The organism is Methylocystis parvus, from assembly GCF_049675845.1.
GTDB lineage: Bacteria > Pseudomonadota > Alphaproteobacteria > Rhizobiales > Beijerinckiaceae > Methylocystis > Methylocystis parvus_A.
Map to the genome: position 1 here is coordinate 3,360,581 of NZ_CP187161.1, position 16,445 is coordinate 3,377,025.

Annotated in this window: 11 protein-coding genes; 4 read left to right on the forward strand and 7 right to left on the reverse strand. The window is 66.3% G+C overall.

Annotated elements, in window-relative coordinates; all coding sequences use genetic code 11:
• Positions 1 to 66: 66 nt before the first annotated feature.
• The 4 genes from ACPFMJ_RS17420 to ACPFMJ_RS17435 form a co-directional block, all read right to left on the reverse strand.
• Positions 67 to 1,164: an ATP-binding protein gene (locus ACPFMJ_RS17420; protein WP_424361188.1), complete on the reverse strand. Its 1,098-nt coding sequence runs from the start codon at positions 1,162 to 1,164 to the stop codon at positions 67 to 69.
• A gap of 38 nt (positions 1,165 to 1,202) precedes the next feature.
• Entirely contained in the window at positions 1,203 to 2,123 is a 921-nt protein-coding gene (locus tag ACPFMJ_RS17425; protein WP_424361189.1) for a hypothetical protein, read from the reverse strand.
• A 395-nt stretch (positions 2,124 to 2,518) separates the two neighbouring features.
• The gene (locus ACPFMJ_RS17430) at positions 2,519 to 5,284 is read right to left on the reverse strand and encodes a heavy metal translocating P-type ATPase (protein ID WP_424361190.1); all 2,766 of its coding nucleotides are present in this window, start codon (positions 5,282 to 5,284) and stop codon (positions 2,519 to 2,521) included.
• Positions 5,285 to 5,300: 16 nt separating this feature from the next.
• The gene (locus tag ACPFMJ_RS17435) at positions 5,301 to 5,783 is read right to left on the reverse strand and encodes a methyltransferase family protein (RefSeq protein WP_424361191.1); all 483 of its coding nucleotides are present in this window, start codon (positions 5,781 to 5,783) and stop codon (positions 5,301 to 5,303) included.
• Positions 5,784 to 5,923: 140 nt separating this feature from the next.
• Here ACPFMJ_RS17435 and ACPFMJ_RS17440 point away from each other — a divergent pair, with 140 nt between their 5' ends.
• Genes ACPFMJ_RS17440 through ACPFMJ_RS17450 form a run of 3 tightly spaced genes read left to right on the forward strand, consistent with a single transcriptional unit; the run spans position 5,924 to position 8,951 of the window.
• Entirely contained in the window at positions 5,924 to 7,057 is a 1,134-nt protein-coding gene (locus ACPFMJ_RS17440; RefSeq protein ID WP_424361192.1) for an 8-amino-7-oxononanoate synthase, read from the forward strand.
• Complete coding sequence (gene bioD / locus ACPFMJ_RS17445) at positions 7,054 to 7,680, forward strand: dethiobiotin synthase (RefSeq protein ID WP_424361193.1); 627 nt, start codon at positions 7,054 to 7,056, stop codon at positions 7,678 to 7,680. Before ACPFMJ_RS17440 ends, bioD begins: the two co-directional genes overlap by 4 nt.
• Complete coding sequence (locus ACPFMJ_RS17450) at positions 7,677 to 8,951, forward strand: adenosylmethionine--8-amino-7-oxononanoate transaminase (RefSeq protein WP_424361194.1); 1,275 nt, start codon at positions 7,677 to 7,679, stop codon at positions 8,949 to 8,951. The genes bioD and ACPFMJ_RS17450 overlap by 4 nt, the downstream gene beginning before the upstream one ends.
• Here the strand turns inward: ACPFMJ_RS17450 and ACPFMJ_RS17455 are convergent.
• The 3 genes from ACPFMJ_RS17455 to ACPFMJ_RS17465 form a co-directional block, all read right to left on the reverse strand.
• A complete protein-coding gene (locus ACPFMJ_RS17455) occupies positions 8,927 to 10,726 on the reverse strand; it encodes an AMP-binding protein (RefSeq protein WP_424361195.1) in 1,800 nt (599 codons plus the stop codon). The genes ACPFMJ_RS17450 and ACPFMJ_RS17455 overlap by 25 nt on opposite strands.
• Positions 10,727 to 10,839: 113 nt before the next feature.
• Positions 10,840 to 11,856, reverse strand: coding sequence for a nickel/cobalt transporter (locus ACPFMJ_RS17460; RefSeq protein WP_424361196.1), 1,017 nt, complete (start codon positions 11,854 to 11,856; stop codon positions 10,840 to 10,842).
• The gene (locus ACPFMJ_RS17465) at positions 11,853 to 12,494 is read right to left on the reverse strand and encodes a DUF1007 family protein (protein ID WP_424361197.1); all 642 of its coding nucleotides are present in this window, start codon (positions 12,492 to 12,494) and stop codon (positions 11,853 to 11,855) included. The genes ACPFMJ_RS17460 and ACPFMJ_RS17465 overlap by 4 nt, the downstream gene beginning before the upstream one ends.
• A 300-nt stretch (positions 12,495 to 12,794) precedes the next feature.
• Here ACPFMJ_RS17465 and ACPFMJ_RS17470 point away from each other — a divergent pair, with 300 nt between their 5' ends.
• On the forward strand, positions 12,795 to 16,352 hold the full coding sequence (locus tag ACPFMJ_RS17470; RefSeq protein ID WP_424361198.1) for an indolepyruvate ferredoxin oxidoreductase family protein: 3,558 nt from the start codon (positions 12,795 to 12,797) through the stop codon (positions 16,350 to 16,352).
• Positions 16,353 to 16,445: the final 93 nt, after the last annotated feature.

Consider the following 16,445-nt stretch of genomic DNA (forward strand, 5'->3'; position numbering starts at 1 on the left):
GGAAATCTCTCCCATCTAACACTTAGCCGATCGCCGGGAGGCGGCAAGCGCCACCCGGCGGGTTTCTCAAAAGCCGATAGGCCGGCGCGCGTCCGGCTTCGCCTCCGCTTCCTGCCGCAGCCACAGGGCCAGAGTATCGGCGTCTCGTTCATCAAGCACCCGCGCCTTGCGCGCGACGACCGCGAAGTCGCCGGGGGTGAGGTTGTCGAGCGCGAGCGTCTCCTGCGGCGCCGGGGCGCCGAAGGCCTTTGCGAAAGCGAGCGCCACTTCCGCTTTCGCCATCGGCAGGAACGCAACCTTGAAAAGGAAGCGGCGCAGCGCGGCGGGATCGAGCGTCTGAAACGCGTTGGTCGCGCAGGCGAAGGGCAGAGGATGCCGCTCCATGCACACCAGCATTTCATTCACCTGCGTCACCTCCCAGCTATGGGCCGCGCCCTCTCTTTTCGCCAAAAGCGAATCCGCTTCGTCGAAGATGAGAAAGGCGCGACGGTCCGCCGCCTCCTCGAAAGCGTCGCGAATGGCTTTCTCCGTCTCGCCGACCCATTTCGACAGGAGATCGGAGGCGCGCTTCTCCACCACGTCCAGCCCGAGCGCTTCGGCGAGATGACGCGCATAGGCGCTCTTGCCCGTGCCCGGCGGACCGTGAAAGCAGAAGGAGAGGGCGCGCGTGCGCGACGCCACGACGCGGTCGCGAAGCGCGGCGAGATCGGCGTCGGCGCGCAGCAGAGTCGCGTCATAGGCGATGGGCTGCGGCGCCGGCGCGGGCTGCGGGCCGCGCAGGACGCGGAGGCTCGCCTGCGCACAGCTGAGCGCGGCGCCGCCGTCCCCCGCGAGCTGGGCCGTGCGCAAGGCGTGCGCGACGATCGCCGGGGGCGCGTCCAGCGCTGCGAGCGCGCTTTTCGCTTCTGGGTCGAGGGCGACGCGCGCGCTCTTAGCGATGCGCTCGACGATGCGCGCGCGCACGGCGCGGCCCGCCGCCGGAAAGCGCAGGACGTAAGTCATGCGTCGCAGGATCGCGGGCCCGAGCATGTCGGGATCGTTGACGATCCAGATCGTCGGCGTCTCGGCCGCCTCGACGAGCTTGTTGACATAGGCCTTGGAGCCGCGCCGCCAGTTCCCTGGCGCGTCGGCGCCGCTGAACACGTCGTCCGCCTCGTCGACCACGACGAAGGCGCGTCCCGACTGATGCGCGAGCAGACGCTTCAGCGCAATGTCGCCGATGCGCTGCGCGCGCGACGGCTCGCGGCCTTCGTTGGGATTTTCGACCTCGCCCGCGAAGATCGCCGCCGCGCCGCGCCGAGCCGCGCGCCGAGCGCGCGGGCGAACTCGGTCTTGCCGGCGCCGTGTGTTCCGTAGAGTAGGACATTGACGCCTTTTTCATGGGATTCGAGCGCGCGCGACACGAGGCTCTCGACAATGTCACGGCCTTCGACATGGTCGAAGTCCTCCCACCGCAGCGCAGCTTTGCCGCTCGGGCCGAGCAGGCGCCGACGCAGTGCGTCGGCGTTCGCGGCGCCGCGCAGGATCGACGAGGCGCGATAGGTGAGCTCCACCTCGCCGCGTCCGCCGTCGCGCAGGAAACCGTAGAGCGCCAGCGGCGCCGCCCCCTGCACGCGCTCGAAGAGCTTGAGTTGCGGCGTCGCGAGCAGCATGGAGAGGACGCCGATGCAGGTCTCCTCCTCATACCAGTCGTCGCCGTTCGAGCCTTCGATGCGCTGAATGAGGTCGCGCAAAGGACGCGACAGAATGCTGCGCGCCAGCGCGCCGAAAAGCGCCTGATCCAGGGGGGAAAGCCCGAGCAATTCTCCTGTCGCGCGGAGGCGGCGCTCCAGCGCGGAAGGCGCGGGCTCCTTCTCGCGCCAGGCTTGCGCAAGCCGCGCGCGCGCGGGCGCCAGCGCCGCGAGGGTCGCGCGATCCACGCGCCCGCCTTCTTCCGCGACGATCTTGCGCGGGAACGAACGCCCGCCGATCAGCGCGCGGTTTTCACTCAGCCAGCGCGCCACCGCGACGCGCGGCGCGCTGCGGCCGCGGCGCGTTTCTATGTCGATGAGCCGATGCGCATAACGCCGCAACTGCCATTTTTCATATGGATGCGCGACGGGCGCGCCGTAACCGATGTCCATGAGTCAAAGCCTTGCCGCCCCGCCGCATGAGATGCAGGCGGGTGGAATGGGCGCGCGACAGCTTTCGCGGATCGCGCGTCGGATGAAATTTGTCAGGCTGAGAGACTGTCTTCAGCAGTCCAGACAGCCGGCCGGATCGGCCGGCGAAACGGCTCGATCAGTCGAGAGCCCCAAATGGGCGGCGCATGTTTTTCATCGGCCGTCTCCATGAACGACTGCGGGAATTGCAGTGGACGCGGCTTCTAGTCTCTTTTGGGAAAGCGCGCAAGCGAAATTGTCGAGGTTGGGTTAAGCCCTCATCCAACTCCGCTTTGCGGGGCGGCCTTCTCCCGCGGGCGGAAGAAGGCGGCGCGCGATCAAGATTTGTGGCTCCCAACCGAACGGCTGGGCGCGCGCTACGCCGCCACCTGCGCCGGATAACCCGCATCCGTGATCGCCTTCGCAAGCGCCGCCGGGTCCTTCGGCGTCGGCGAGACTTCCACCTTGCCGGTCGCAAGATCGACCTTCACGTCGGCGTTTGGCTCGACCGCCTGCACGGCCTTGGTGACATGCTTCACGCACATGCCGCAGGTCATGTCCTTCACATTGAACGTCGTCATGGTTTCCTCCTTGTTGTCCTGTGTGAGAGGCGCGGGCGTTTCGACCTCCGCGACAGGTTCGGGCGCCGCCGCCGGCAGCGGGGCCTCGGCGATGACCGGCGGCTGGAAGCGGCGCAGGCGCAGCGCGTTGGTGAGCACGAAGGTGCTCGACAGCGCCATGGCGCCGGCGCCGAGCATGGGCGAAAGCTGCATGCCGTTGACCGGATAAAGCGCGCCCGCCGCGACGGGAATGAGCAACGCATTGTAGCCGAAAGCCCAAAAGAGATTCTGCTTGATGTTCTCCATCGTCGCGCGCGAGAGCGCCAGCGCCGCCGGCACCTTGGCGAGGTCGCCCGACATCAGCACGACATCCGCCGCTTCGATGGCGATGTCGGTGCCCGTGCCGATGGCGACGCCCGCATCCGCCGCCGCGAGCGCCGGCGCGTCGTTCACGCCGTCTCCGACAAAGGCGATCTTGTTCTTTTCGCGCAAGCGCTCGAGCGTCGCGACCTTGCCGTCGGGCATGACGCCCGCGACGACTTCGTCGATGCCGAGGCGCCGGGCGATGGCGTTCGCGGTGCGCGCGTCGTCGCCGGTGATCATCGCCGTCTTCACGCCGATGGCGTGGAGCGCGTCGATCGCGGGCTTCGTCGTGGGCTTCAAATCGTCCGCGACGCAAAGGATGGCGCGCGCCTTGCCGTCGACCGCGACATAAAAGGGAGTCTTGCCTTCCCCGGAAAGCGCTGCGGCGCTGTCGTCGAAAGCGGTCGTGTCAAAGCCGAGCGACGTCATGTAGCGCTGGGCGCCGATGGCGACCTTGCGCTTGTCGACGACGCCCGCGACGCCCATGCCCGAAACGGATTCGAATTGCTCGACAGGCGCGACGGCGAGGCCGCGATCCTTCGCTGCGGCGACGATTGCGGCGGCGACGGGATGTTCGGATTGCGCTTCGACGCTCGCGGCGAGACGAAGCAGCTCGCCTTCATTTTCGCCCGGAGCCGCGACGAGGTCCGTCAGTCGCGGCTTGCCGAAAGTCAGCGTGCCCGTCTTGTCGAAGGCGATGAGCGTCACGTCCTGCAAGGTTTGCAGCGCCTCGCCTTTTCGAAACAGCACGCCCAGCTCCGCCGCGCGGCCGGTTCCCGTCATGATGGCGGCGGGCGTCGCGAGACCCATGGCGCAGGGGCAGGCGATGATGAGCACGGCGACGGCGCTCACAAGCGCGTAAGTGAGGCGCGGCTCCGGACCGATCAACATCCAGACCACGAAAGTGAGCGCGGCGACGCCGAAGACCGCGGGCACGAAGACGGCGGTGACGCGATCGACCATGGCCTGGATGGGGAGCTTGGCGCCCTGCGCCTGTTCCACCATGCGGATGATGCCCGCAAGCGTGGTGTCGGCGCCGACGCGCGTCGCCCGGAAAGAGAAGGCGCCGGAGCCGTTCACCGTCGCGCCGGTGACGTTCGCGCCAGCGGCTTTCGCGACGGGCGCGGGCTCGCCCGTCACCATGGATTCGTCGACGTAAGACGAGCCGGAAGTCACGACGCCGTCGGTCGGGATGCGCTCGCCCGGCCGCACCAGCACGATGTCGCCGACATGCACGTCGTCGATATCGACATCGACCGTTTCGCCATTGCGCTCGACGCGGGCGGTCTTGGGCTGCAGTTTCGCAAGCGCGCGGATGGCTTCCGACGTGCGCCCCTTGGCGCGCGCTTCGAGAAAGCGGCCGAAAAGAATGAGCGTGACGATGACGACGGCGGCTTCGTAATAGACGTTCACCGCGCCTTCCGGGAGGAGATGCGGCAGGAAGGTCGCGACGACGGAATAAAGATAGGCGCTGAGCGTGCCGACCGCGACGAGCGCGTTCATGTCCGGCTGCCCCCGCAGCAAGGCGGGTATGCCTTTCAGGAAAAAGACGAGGCCGGGGCCGAAGAGAACGAGCGTGGCGAAGAGGAAGGAGAACTCGCGGATCATCTCCTCGCCGATCGTCGCCATCGTCCAGTGATGGAAGGCGGGGATGAGATGGCCGCCCATCTCCAGAATGAAGACGGGCGCCGTGAAAAGAGCCGAGAGGATGAGATTGAAGCGCAGCGTCCTCATCTCTTCCTCGCGCCGCGCGCGTTCGCGGTCCGTCGCGCCGGCGTCGGTCTCGATGCGGCGCGGCTCGTAGCCGGCAGCCGTGACGGCGCGGCGTAGCCTGTCTGCGAGGCCGGGGCCCGCGAGAGCGCGCACGCTCGCGCGCTCCGTGGCGAGATTGACGCTGGCCTCCAGCACGCCGGGAACGGCTTTGAGCGCCTTTTCGACATGGGCGACGCAGGAGGCGCAGGTCATGCCGCCGACGCCGAGTTCGATCGTCTCGACGACAGGCTCATAGCCCGCATCCGTCACGGATTTGGCGATGGCTGCGGGATCGGCTCCGGGCGCGAGCGTGACGTCGACGCGTTCGGTCGCGAGATTGACGCTCGCCTTGCTGACGCCGGGCGTGGCCGCCAGCGCCTTCTCGACATGCGACACGCAGGAAGCGCAGGTCATGCCGCGCACATTGAAGTCGAGCTGCGCTGTTTCGGCGCTCATCGTCATCTCCATCTTGGCGGGCGAAAGTCTAAAGCCATCGGCGCGTGCGCGCCATATAGGCGCGGTAGTCTTCGCCGAATTTCGCTGCGAGGTGGCGTTCTTCCGGTTCGATGGAAAGCTTCTGTAAACCAAGGGCGAGGAGCGGCGTCAGAAGAACCGTGAAAGGCGAACCGAGCAGCAGCCCGAGGCCCAGAACGACTGCGACATGGGAAACGTAGATGGGATTGCGCGACCAGCGAAAGGGCCCGTCCGTCGCAAGGCGCGAGGCGGGGCGGTGCGGCATGATGGTCGTCTTGTGGCGCGCGAAGACGGACGCGCACCAGATGTCGTTGGCGAGGGCCAGCGCGACGATGAGGCCGCCGAGGATGGGCGCGCCGGGGAAGGAGACGAGCGCCGAAAACCCGCCGCCGCTCAGGCGATCGAGCGCGAGCCCGCCGAGGACGGACAGCGCAATGAGGATGGGCGGCCAGGGCGCGCGGGCAGGCGGGGCGTCTTGCGGGCGAGGGGACATGAGCGGGGCTCCGGACGGCTTTAACATCGCGACGCACGCCCTATTTTTCAACCCTGCGGCCACGGCGCCGCTTTGCTTGACCCTGTTCGGGCTCGGCTTTACCAAACCCGCTCATTCGGAGGGATCGCGCATGGGCGCCAATGCTTGAGAGATTTCGTGCGGACCTCGCAGGCCTTGCGGCGCGCGACAGGCTGCGCGCGCTGGCGCCGCGCGCGGGCCTCGACTTCGCCTCGAATGACTATCTGGCGCTCGCCGAATCGCGCGAATTGAAAGAAGCCGCCGTGGCGGCGCTGGCGCGCGGCGTTCCGGTCGGCGCCGGAGGGTCGCGCCTCCTGCGCGGCAATCATCCGGAGCATGAGGCGCTGGAGGAAGAAGCGGCGCGCTTTTTTCATTCGGAGAGCGCGCTCTTTTTCGGCGCGGGCTTTTCGGCCAATGAGGCGCTGATCTCGACGCTGCCGCAGCGCGCGGATTGCATCTTCTATGATGCGCTCATTCACGCCAGCGCGCATGACGGCATGCGTCTGTCGCGCGCGCCGCGGGAGGCGTTTGCGCATAACGACGTGACGGCGCTCGACGACGCCATTCGCGAGTGGCGCGCGAAGGGCGGCGCAGGCCGCGCCTGGATCGCGGTTGAAAGCCTTTACAGCATGGACGGCGATATGGCGCCGCTGGACGATCTCATGGCGGTCGCCACGCGTCACGAAGCCTTTCTGCTGGTGGACGAAGCGCACGCCACCGGCGTCTATGGGCCGGGCGGTCGCGGGCTCGCGGCGCGTTTCGAGGGGCGGGAGAATGTCGTCAGCGTACACACCTGCGGCAAGGCGCTGGGCGTTTCCGGCGCGCTTGTCTGCCTCGCGGCGCCCTTGCGCGATTTTCTTATCAATCGCTGCCGCAACTTTATTTTCGCGACAGCGCCGTCGCCGCTCGTCGCGGCTTGTGTGCGCGCGTCGTTGAAGCTGGTGGAGACCGCGGAGGATCGGCGCGACGCTTTGCGCGCGCGCGTCGCGCTGGCTGGGCGCGAGCTGCAGAGCCTGTGCAATGTCGCGCCGTCGGGCACGCAGATTCAGCCCGTCATTGTCGGCGACGACGCGCGCGCCATGTCGCTTGCGGCCAGGATGCAGGCGCGCGGCTATGACATTCGCGCCATCCGCCCGCCGACCGTGCCGGAGGGGACGGCGCGGCTGCGTTTATCGCTGACGCTGAACGCCGGCGACGCGCAGATCGAACGTATGATCGCCCATCTCTCTGAAGAACTGTCGAAGGCTGAAGAATGACGCGTAGCTTCGTGATCGTGGGAACCGATACGGGCGTCGGCAAGACGGTCTTTTCGGCCGCTCTGGTGGGCGCGCTCGGCGCCTATTACTGGAAGCCCGTTCAATCGGGCCTCGAGGAGGAAACCGATTCCGAGTGTGTCGCACGCCTCTCAGGCGTCGCGCCCGCACGCATTCTTGCCGAGGCGTGGCGATTGAAGCTGCCGGCCTCCCCGCATATTTCCGCGCGCGCCGAGGGCGTGGAGATCGACCTGTCGCGCCTCGCTCCCCCGGTCGTCGACGGCCCGCTCGTCATCGAGACGGCCGGCGGCGTGATGGTTCCGCTCACCGACGATGCGCTCACGATCGACGTGCTGGCGCGCTGGCGGCTGCCGGTCATTCTCGTCGCGCGCACGGCGCTCGGCACGATCAATCACAGCCTGCTCACCATCGAAGCCTTGCGCCGCCGCGACATTCCCATCCATGGCGTCGCCTTCATGGGTGACGAAGAGAAAGCGCCGCAGGAGACGATCGCCCGCATCGGCGCGGTGAAGCAGCTCGGGCGCCTGCCGCGCCTTGGGATGCTCGATCGCGAGACATTGCGCGCGGCTTTCAGCGCGTCTTTTTCCCTAACGGATTTCACATGAGCGTTGTCACCAATTCGCCCGTCTGGCGTCCCTTCACGCAGCACGCGCTGCAACCCGGCGCCTTCAAGATCGCTCATGCCGAAGGCGCCTGGCTAACCGCTGAAGACGGGACGCGTTTTCTCGACGCCATCTCCTCCTGGTGGGTGATCACCCACGGGCATCGCCAGCCGGAGATCATGGCGGCGATCCGCAAACAGACGGAGACGCTCGACCAGATCATTTTCGCAGGCTTTACGCATGAGCCGGCGGAAGCGCTCGCGCGGCGCCTCGTCGAGATTACGCAGCCGGGGCTGGATTACGTCTTCTATTCCGACAGCGGCTCGACGGCGGTCGAAGTCGCGATCAAGATGGCGCTGGGCTATTGGCGCAATCGCGGCGAGGCGCGAACGCGCGTTATCGCCATGGAGCACAGCTATCACGGCGACACGGTCGGCACCATGTCGGCCGGCGCGCGCTCTGTCTTCAACGCGCCTTACGAACCTTTACTCTTCGACGTTGCGCGCGTGCCTTTTCCAGAAAAAGGGAAAGAGCAGGAGGCGCTCGACGCGCTCGAGCGCTACTGCCGGGAAGGCGCGGCGGCCTTCATCGTCGAGCCGCTCATTCTCGGCGCCGGCGGCATGCTGACCTATGGGCAACAGACGCTCGTCGAGATGAAGCGCATTTGCGAGAAATATCGCACGCTCTTCATCGCCGATGAGGTGATGACGGGCTTCGGCCGCACGGGAACGCTCTTCGCCTGCGAACAGGCTGGGATCACGCCGGACATCGCCTGCTATTCGAAAGGCCTGACCGGCGGCGCCGTGCCGCTCGCCGTCACGATGTGCAAACGAGAAATCTATGACGCGCATTACGCGCCGGAACGCGCACGCGCCTTTTTTCATTCGAGCTCCTTCACCGCGAATCCCATCGGCTGCGCGGCGGCGCTCGCCAATCTCGACATTTGGGAGAAGACGGACGCGCGCGCGCGAGTGACGAACCTATGCGTCATGCAGGGCGCGCGTGCGGCGCGCTTTGCTCACGATCCGCGTTTCTCGGAGGTGCGCCATCTCGGCACGATCGTCGCGATGGATCTGAAAGTTTCGCAGAGCGGCTATCTTGCGACGATCAGCCTCGATCTCATGCGCTTCTTCAACGCGCGGGGCCTGCTGCTACGGCCGCTCGGCCCCACCCTCTATGTGCTTCCGCCTTATTGCGTCACGGGCGAGGAACTCGACCTCGCCTATGACGCGATCGACGCGGCGGCGGATCAGCTCGCCTCCGGCGCGTTGTGAGGGTCGGTCTTGACGCCCTTGCCGCGGCCTTCGTCATTCACCCAACGGGCGCGGGCGAAATATTCGTCCCGTAGCGCGCGGCGCAGGACCTTGCCGACATTCGACTTCGGCAATACATCGCGGAATTCGTAGAAGCGCGGGACCTTGTAGCCCGTGAGGCGGCTATGCGCGAATTTGCGCAGCTCCTCCACGGTCAGGCTCGGATCGCGCCGCACGACGAAGGCCATCGGAGCCTCGCCGGAATGTTCGTAGGGAACGCCGATGACGGCGATTTCCTTCACCTTGGGATGTTCCGCCAGCGCGGCTTCGACTTCGTTTGGATAGACGTTGAAGCCCGAGACGAGGATCATGTCCTTCAGGCGATCGACGATGCGGAAAAATCCATCCGGCTCCATGACCGCAATGTCGCCTGTCTTGAAGAAGCCGTCGGGCGTCATCACCTTCGCAGTCTCGTCGGGACGGCGCCAATAGCCCGGCATGACCTGCGGGCCGCGCACGCAGAGCTCGCCGCGTTCCCCGGCAGGCACGACGTCGCCATGTTCGTCGCGGATGGATATCTCGGTGGACGGTAGAGGATAGCCGATGCCCCCGGTGAACTCGTCTATGTCCGGTCGATTGACCGTCACGATGGGGGAGGTCTCGGACAGGCCGTAACCTTCGACGATCGGCTTGCCGCTGAGCGCCTTCCACTGATGCGCGACGCCTTCCTGCGTCGACATGCCGCCGGCGATGTTCATGACGAGGCTGGAGAAGTCGATCTTCCCGATATCGGGGTGATCCGCGAGCGCGGCGTAGAGCGTGTTGACGCCCGCGAAAATCGTGAAGCGCGACTTGCGCAGCGTCGCGATGAAAGTCTTGAGGTCCTTGGGATTGGCGATGAGCAGGCAGCAGCCGCCGGTCTTCAGCACCAGCATGCAGCAGGCCGTGAGCGCGAAGATGTGATAGAGCGGCAGGGCCGTCACCATCACATGCGGGCTCGTCGGGCCGAGATACCATTCCAGCCACGCCCATGTCTGTTCGACGTCGACCGACACATTGCGATGGAGCAGGATCGCGCCCTTGGCGACGCCCGTCGTGCCGCCGGTATATTGCAGAAACGCCATGTCGTCGGGGCTGATCTCGACTGGCTTGAAGGGCGTTTTCACGCCGTCCTTCATCACGTCGGAGAAGGCCATCGCCCCCGGCAGCCGATAGGCCGGGACCATCTTCTTCACATGGCGCGAGATGAAATTGACGATGAGGCCCTTGAGCCCCATCAAATCCCCCGGCGTCACGATGATGACGCGTTCGATTTTCATGTTCGGCCAGGCGAGTTCGACCGTCTTTGCGAAATTTTCAAAGACGAAAAGGTAGCGCGCGCCGGAATCGTTGATCTGATGTTCGAGCTCGCTCGGCGTATAGAGCGGGTTGACGTTCACCACCACGCAGCCGGCGAACAGCGCGCCCAGCATGGCGGCGGGATAAGCGAGAACGTTCGGCGACATGATCGCGACGCGGTCGCCCTTCTGCAGGCCCTGTGACTGCAGCCATGCCGCAATCGCATCGGCGGCGCGTGAGAGCTCGCGATAGGTCAGCCGCGCGCCGAAGCTCTCCATCGCAGGCCGGTCGGGATAGGCGGCGGCGCTGTTGCGGAAATCATGAACCAGGGTGGAGGTTGCTGACGCGCTTATGTCGGCGGGCGCGCCTTTCGGATAGGCGGCGAGCCACGGCCGAGCGGCGTAGGGGTCGAGCGGTTGCTCCGGGCGCGTCATGTTGGCCTCGCGAAATGTCTTCATTCAAGATTCGATTTGGTTCGAATCGTTCTCCCAAAACAAGATAGCGCGTATCTCAAAAGAATGACGTGACCTGCGCGGAATGATTATTATTGCGTTGCGGCAGAGGGCCGCGCTTATGCTGCGTTGCAGGAAGCGCTGGCGCCCAATAGCAGCGCGAGTCCAAAACCCAGCACGAGCAGCGCCGCGAGGAGTTCGGCGCCGCGCGCGAGCAGCATGGTTCGACGCGCGCCGGCGCCGCTGAAGCGCCTGGCGAGGTTCTTGGCGTAGACCGCGGTCGCGGCGATCGCGCCCGTCGTCAGGGCGGTTCCCGCCGACATGGCCATGACCGCGCCGGCGCCGGCCAGGAGCATGTTCTGCGACAGGGTGAAGACAAGGACGAGGATCGCCCCGGAGCAGGGGCGCAATCCCGCGGCGACGACGGTCCCGAGCGCGTCGCCCCAGCGGAAAGCGGGACCGGCGAGCGTCGCGGGATCCGGCGCATGGGCGTGGCCGCAGCCGGGACCGTGGACGTGGCCGGGATCGTCGATCGCCTCGCAGACGAATCGGCCGGAGCCGCCCGCGCCCGCCATCGCCATGGCGATTTGCGGCTCGCCCAGGGCCGCGAGGAGCCCGCGCCCCTTGATCCAGGCCAGCCGCGCGCCGAGCGCGGCGATGGCGACATAGCTCGCCGTTTCGATGAATTGCGCGGCGTTCGTCATCTGGCCGGCGGTGGCGTTGAAGATCAAAGCCGCGGCGGAAACGAGCACGATCGCGACGAGACCCTGCAAGAGGGCGGCGAGCGCTGCGAGCGTCAGGCCACGCTTCAGCTGGATTTCGCTGGCGACCATATAGGCGGTGAGCACCGCCTTGCCGTGGCCGGGGCCGGCCGCGTGAAAGGCGCCATAGGCGAAACTCGCCGCCGCGAGGGCGAAAAAGGCGGAAGGGTCCGACTTCAGCGCGCTCGCCGCCGCCTGCAATTCCGCATGGAACTTGCTCTGCCAGGCGAGGACGAGCGCAGCGAATCCGCTCGCCGCGCAGGCGCCCTCCCGACCGCCGACCGCGAAGGGGTGGCGCTGGGCGAGGGCCGGATCCACGGCCAGAATCACGACGGCCGCCGCGAAGGCGGCAAGAGCCAGCGTCTTACGCGTCACGGGCAGGCCACGATGGCGCGGGTCGCGAGCTTCATGCCGAAATCGGCGCCGGGAGACATGTTCTGGAAGAAGGCCTCGCTGAGCTTCTGATTGTCGGTGGCGACGAGCGGGGCGGGCTCCACGAGGCTGACGGAACAGCCGGCGGGCGCGCCGGCGAGCTTCACCGGCTCCCTCTTTTCAAGGCCGAAGGCCACGAAATAGGTCGGGTCGTAGACCTGGAAGGAGAAGGGCTTCTTGGCGGCGACCGGCGTTTCGAGCGGCAGGAAGAAGTGCAGCGTCACGATCTTCTTGTCGCTCGCCTCGAGCCAGACGTCCTGCGGCGGCTTGAAGGGGGCCTTGGCGCCGCTCTGCCTGGCGAAAGTGAAAAACTCGAATTCCGGCAGGTTTTCGACGATTTCCTGCGCCTTTCCCGAGAGTTCCTCGCGGGTCGGGGGCTTGCCGCCCTTGCCCAGCCCCTGCACCGCGAAGGCGGAATACATCTCGTCGAATTCCCAGGCGTGCCGAACGCCCGTCACCTTCCCCTCGGGGCTGAAGACGACGTCACTACGCACGGCGACCCAAACGTGTGGGTGGGCCTGCGCCGCAGCCGTCCAGGCCAGGGTCAGGAGGGCGAAAAGCGGTAGCAGGCGGCGGGTCATGAGCAGTCCGGTTAGGGCTGGAAATCGGCGAAAACAGGGCGCAGGGCGCGCGCTCGAAGCCTGTGCATCATAGCATATGGGTTCTTGAAAAGGTCATTCTCTCTGTCATAGAGTGCGACCATCAAGCGTCGCGCTTTAGGGCGCGCCAAGCGGCGTAGCCACGTAAGAGGAGAGCCGGGCGGCGGGTCGCCTCACGCGGTCGGGTCCTGTAAGGGGCCCCGAGTGCTCGTTCCTAGTCGTAATTGTGTTCTGGCGCACGACCCAAGCGCGCATCGCCGTTTCGCGCAGGAGAGTTTCTGAATGGCGGATCACGTCGCCGGCGCCTTGAACTCCGGCTCCGCCTACGGCGAAGCAAGCACCGCCAGCGGCGAGGCAAAGCCCGCCTATGGCGAAGCAAGGCTCTCGGACCGTTTTGACCTCTCACGCGACCGCGTGCTCATCACCGGCACGCAGGCCATCGTGCGTCTCCTTCTCATGCAAAAGGAGCGGGACCGCCGCGCGGGGCTCGATACGGCGGGCTTCATCACGGGCTATCGCGGCTCGCCGCTCGGCGGCGTCGACGCGCAGATGCACAAGGCGAAGGCTCTCTTCGACGCCAACAACATCCAGTTCATGCCGGGCCTCAACGAGGATCTCGCCGCGACCGCCATCTGGGGCGCGCAGCAGGCCGAGATGCGCGGCGAGGGCAAATATGACGGCGTCTTTTCGGTCTGGTACGGCAAGGGGCCGGGCGTCGACCGCAGCGGCGACGCGCTGCGCCATGTGAATCTCGCCGGCACGTCGAAACATGGCGGCGTGCTCGCGCTGATGGGCGACGACCATACGGCCGAATCGTCCACGACGGCGCATCAGTCCGAATATCATTTCGTCGACGTGATGATGCCGATCCTCGCGCCGGCCGGCGTGCAGGAGATTCTCGACTACGGCCTCTACGGCTTCGCCATGTCGCGCTTTGCCGGCGTCTGGGTCGGCCTGAAGCTCGTGAAGGACACGGTGGAGTCGACCGCTTCGATCGACGGCTCGCTCGACCGCGTGAAGCCGATCATCCCGGCCGATTTCGTCATGCCGCCGGGCGGGCTCAACATCCGTCCGAGCGACCCGGTGCTGGCGCAGGAAGAGCGCATGCAGGAGAGCAAGCGCGACGCGATGCTCGCCTTCATCCGCGCGAACCGCCTCAACCGCATCATCACCTCCGGCGGCGCCGATCCCAGGATCGGCATCATCACAGTCGGCAAGTCCTATCTCGACGTGCGCCAGGCGATGGACGATCTCGGCGTCGACGAAGTGCGCGCCAACGATCTCGGCGTGCGCCTCTACAAGATCGCCGCGCCCTGGCCGCTGGAGCCGAAGGGCCTGCACGAATTCGCGCGCGGCCTCGATCTCATCATTGTCGTGGAGGAGAAGCGCTCGCTCATCGAAGTGCAGCTGCGCGAGGAGCTGTACGGCGCGGCGCACCAGCCGGTCTGCATCGGCAAGAAGGATGAGCGCGGCGACTGGCTCTTCCCGGTGAAGGGCGCGCTCGACGCCAATGACATCGCCATCGCGATTGGCCGGCGGCTGCTAAAGTATCACGCGTCCGAAGAACTCGAAGCGCGCGTGCGGCGTCTCGAGCGTCTGCAGGACCGTCGCAAGACGATGACGGACGTGACGGTGCGCGTGCCGCATTTCTGCGCCGGCTGCCCGCATTCGACCTCGACGCATGTGCCGGAGGGCGCGCGCGCCTATACGGGCATTGGCTGCCATTACATGGCGCAATGGATGGGCCGTCGCACCGAGGGCTACACCCATATGGGCGGCGAGGGCGCGAACTGGATCGGCGAGGCGCCCTTCTCGACGCGCAAGCATGTCTTCCAGAATCTGGGCGACGGCACCTACAATCATTCGGGCTCGCTCGCCATCCGCTTCGCCGTGGCGGCTGGCACGAACATCACCTTCAAGATTCTCTATAACGGCGTCGTCGCCATGACCGGCGGCCAGAAGCATGAGGGCGAACTCACCGTCGAGGCCATCGTGCATCAGGTCGCCGCCGAGGGCGTCAAGAAGATCGCGCTGGTCACGGACGAGCCCGGCAAATATCCGCCGACCATCGCCTGGCCGCCGGGACTCACCATCCATCATCGCAACGTTCTGAACGAAGTGCAGCGCGAGCTGGCGGAGACCGATGGCGTCACCGTCCTCGTCTACGATCAGACCTGCGCAACGGAGAAGCGCCGCCTGCGCAAGCGCGGCCTCTTTCCCGATCCCGACGCGCGCATCATCATCAACGAGTTGGTGTGCGAAGGCTGCGGCGATTGCGGCACCGCGTCCAACTGCGTCGCCGTGCAGCCGGTCGAGACCGAATTCGGCCGCAAGCGCCGTATCGACCAGTCGGCCTGCAACAAGGATTTCTCCTGCCTCGAAGGCTTCTGCCCGAGCTTCGTCACCGTGCATGGCGCGCGCATGAAGAAGGCGCCGCTGCCCTCGAAGGAGGACACGCATGGCCATCCGGCGCTCCCCGAGCCGAAGATCGCCGAGATCGGCCGCACGCCTTACGGCATTCTCGTCGCGGGTTTAGGGGGTACGGGCGTCGTCACCGTCTCCGCCATTCTCGGCATGGCCGCGCATCTGGAAGGCAAGGGCGTCGGCGTCATCGACATGGCCGGCCTCGCGCAGAAGGGCGGCGCCGTCTACTGCCATGTGAAGATCGGCCGCACGCCCGCGGAGGTCCACGCCATTCGCGTCGCCGCGGGCGAAGCCAATCTCATGCTCGGCTGCGATCTCGTCGTCGCGGGCGCCAAGCAGGTGCTCGCCGCCGTCGAGCAGGGCAAGACCCATGTGCTCGTCAACAGCGCCGAGGTCTTCCCGGGTGACATTGAGCGCAATCCCGATTTCGTGTTGCCGTCGGAAGAGATCAAGCAGGCGATCCGCCGCGCGGGCGGGCCGGAGTCGATCTTCATCGACACCACGGCGCTGGCGCAGGCGCTTCTCGGCGACTCGATCGCCGCCAACATCTTCATCCTCGGCTACGCCTGGCAGAAGGGTTTCCTGCCGCTCACGGAAGAGTCGATCCTGCGCGCGATCGAACTCAACGGCGAATCGGTGCCGATGAATCACTCGGCCTTCCTCTGGGGCCGCCGCGCCGCGCATGACATCAAGAGCGTCGAGGCGGTGGTCGAGTCGCTGCGCCGTCCGACGGAAGCCAAGCAACGCTCGAAGACGCTCCAGGAGGTCATCGAGCGCCGCGCGGCTTTTCTCGTCGATTACCAGAACGAGGCCTATTCCGCGCATTACCGCGCCCGCGTCGAGGCGATCGCCAAGCTCGAAAAGGCGCGCATGCCCGGTTCGACGGAGCTGACGGAAGCGGTCGCGCGCTATCTCTTCAAGCTGATGGCCTTCAAGGACGAGTTCGAGGTCTCGCGCCTCTATACGAGCGAGGCCTTCCAGCGACAGCTTTCCGAGACGTTCGAAGGCGATCTGAAACTGGAGCTGCATCTCGCGCCGCCGATCCCCTTCCTGCAGCGCAAGACGGATTTCGGCGGCTCGCGGAAAATTACCTTCGGGCCGTGGATGTTCTCGGTGATGAAGGTTCTCGCGAAACTCAAATGGATCCGGGGCCGCTGGTTCGACATCACCCGCTTCAACAATGACCGCGTCGTCGAGCAGCGCCTGCTCAGGGAATATGAAGCGTTCATCGACGAATTGCTGACGTCGCTCACGCCGGACAATTATCCGGCGGCCGTGGCGTTGGCGCGTCTGCCGGAGAAGATCCGGGGCTTCGGCCACATCAAGGGCCATCATGTCGCGATCGCCGACGCCGAGCGCGAGCGGCTCCTCGCCGAGTTTCGCAACCCCGCTTCCGTGAAGCTTGCCGCGGAGTGAGGCGCGTCGATCTTGTGTAACAGCGTATCAGCCTCCTCGACGTCATCCCGGGGAGTGGAAGACGACGAAGCAATCGAGGAGCGACTTGCCCCC

What these genes read in the sequence shown, in the direction of transcription:
- ACPFMJ_RS17455 (WP_424361195.1), bottom strand. Translation starts at nt 10,726, where the DNA reads ATGAAGACATTTCGCGAGGCCAACATGACGCGCCCGGAGCAACCGCTC.
- ACPFMJ_RS17465 (WP_424361197.1), bottom strand. Translation starts at nt 12,494, where the DNA reads ATGACCCGCCGCCTGCTACCGCTTTTCGCCCTCCTGACCCTGGCCTGG.
- ACPFMJ_RS17435 (WP_424361191.1), bottom strand. Translation starts at nt 5,783, where the DNA reads ATGTCCCCTCGCCCGCAAGACGCCCCGCCTGCCCGCGCGCCCTGGCCG.
- bioD (WP_424361193.1), top strand. Translation starts at nt 7,054, where the DNA reads ATGACGCGTAGCTTCGTGATCGTGGGAACCGATACGGGCGTCGGCAAG.
- ACPFMJ_RS17425 (WP_424361189.1), bottom strand. Translation starts at nt 2,123, where the DNA reads ATGGACATCGGTTACGGCGCGCCCGTCGCGCATCCATATGAAAAATGG.
- ACPFMJ_RS17440 (WP_424361192.1), top strand. Translation starts at nt 5,924, where the DNA reads ATGCTTGAGAGATTTCGTGCGGACCTCGCAGGCCTTGCGGCGCGCGAC.
- ACPFMJ_RS17470 (WP_424361198.1), top strand. Translation starts at nt 12,795, where the DNA reads ATGGCGGATCACGTCGCCGGCGCCTTGAACTCCGGCTCCGCCTACGGC.
- ACPFMJ_RS17450 (WP_424361194.1), top strand. Translation starts at nt 7,677, where the DNA reads ATGAGCGTTGTCACCAATTCGCCCGTCTGGCGTCCCTTCACGCAGCAC.
- ACPFMJ_RS17430 (WP_424361190.1), bottom strand. Translation starts at nt 5,284, where the DNA reads ATGGAGATGACGATGAGCGCCGAAACAGCGCAGCTCGACTTCAATGTG.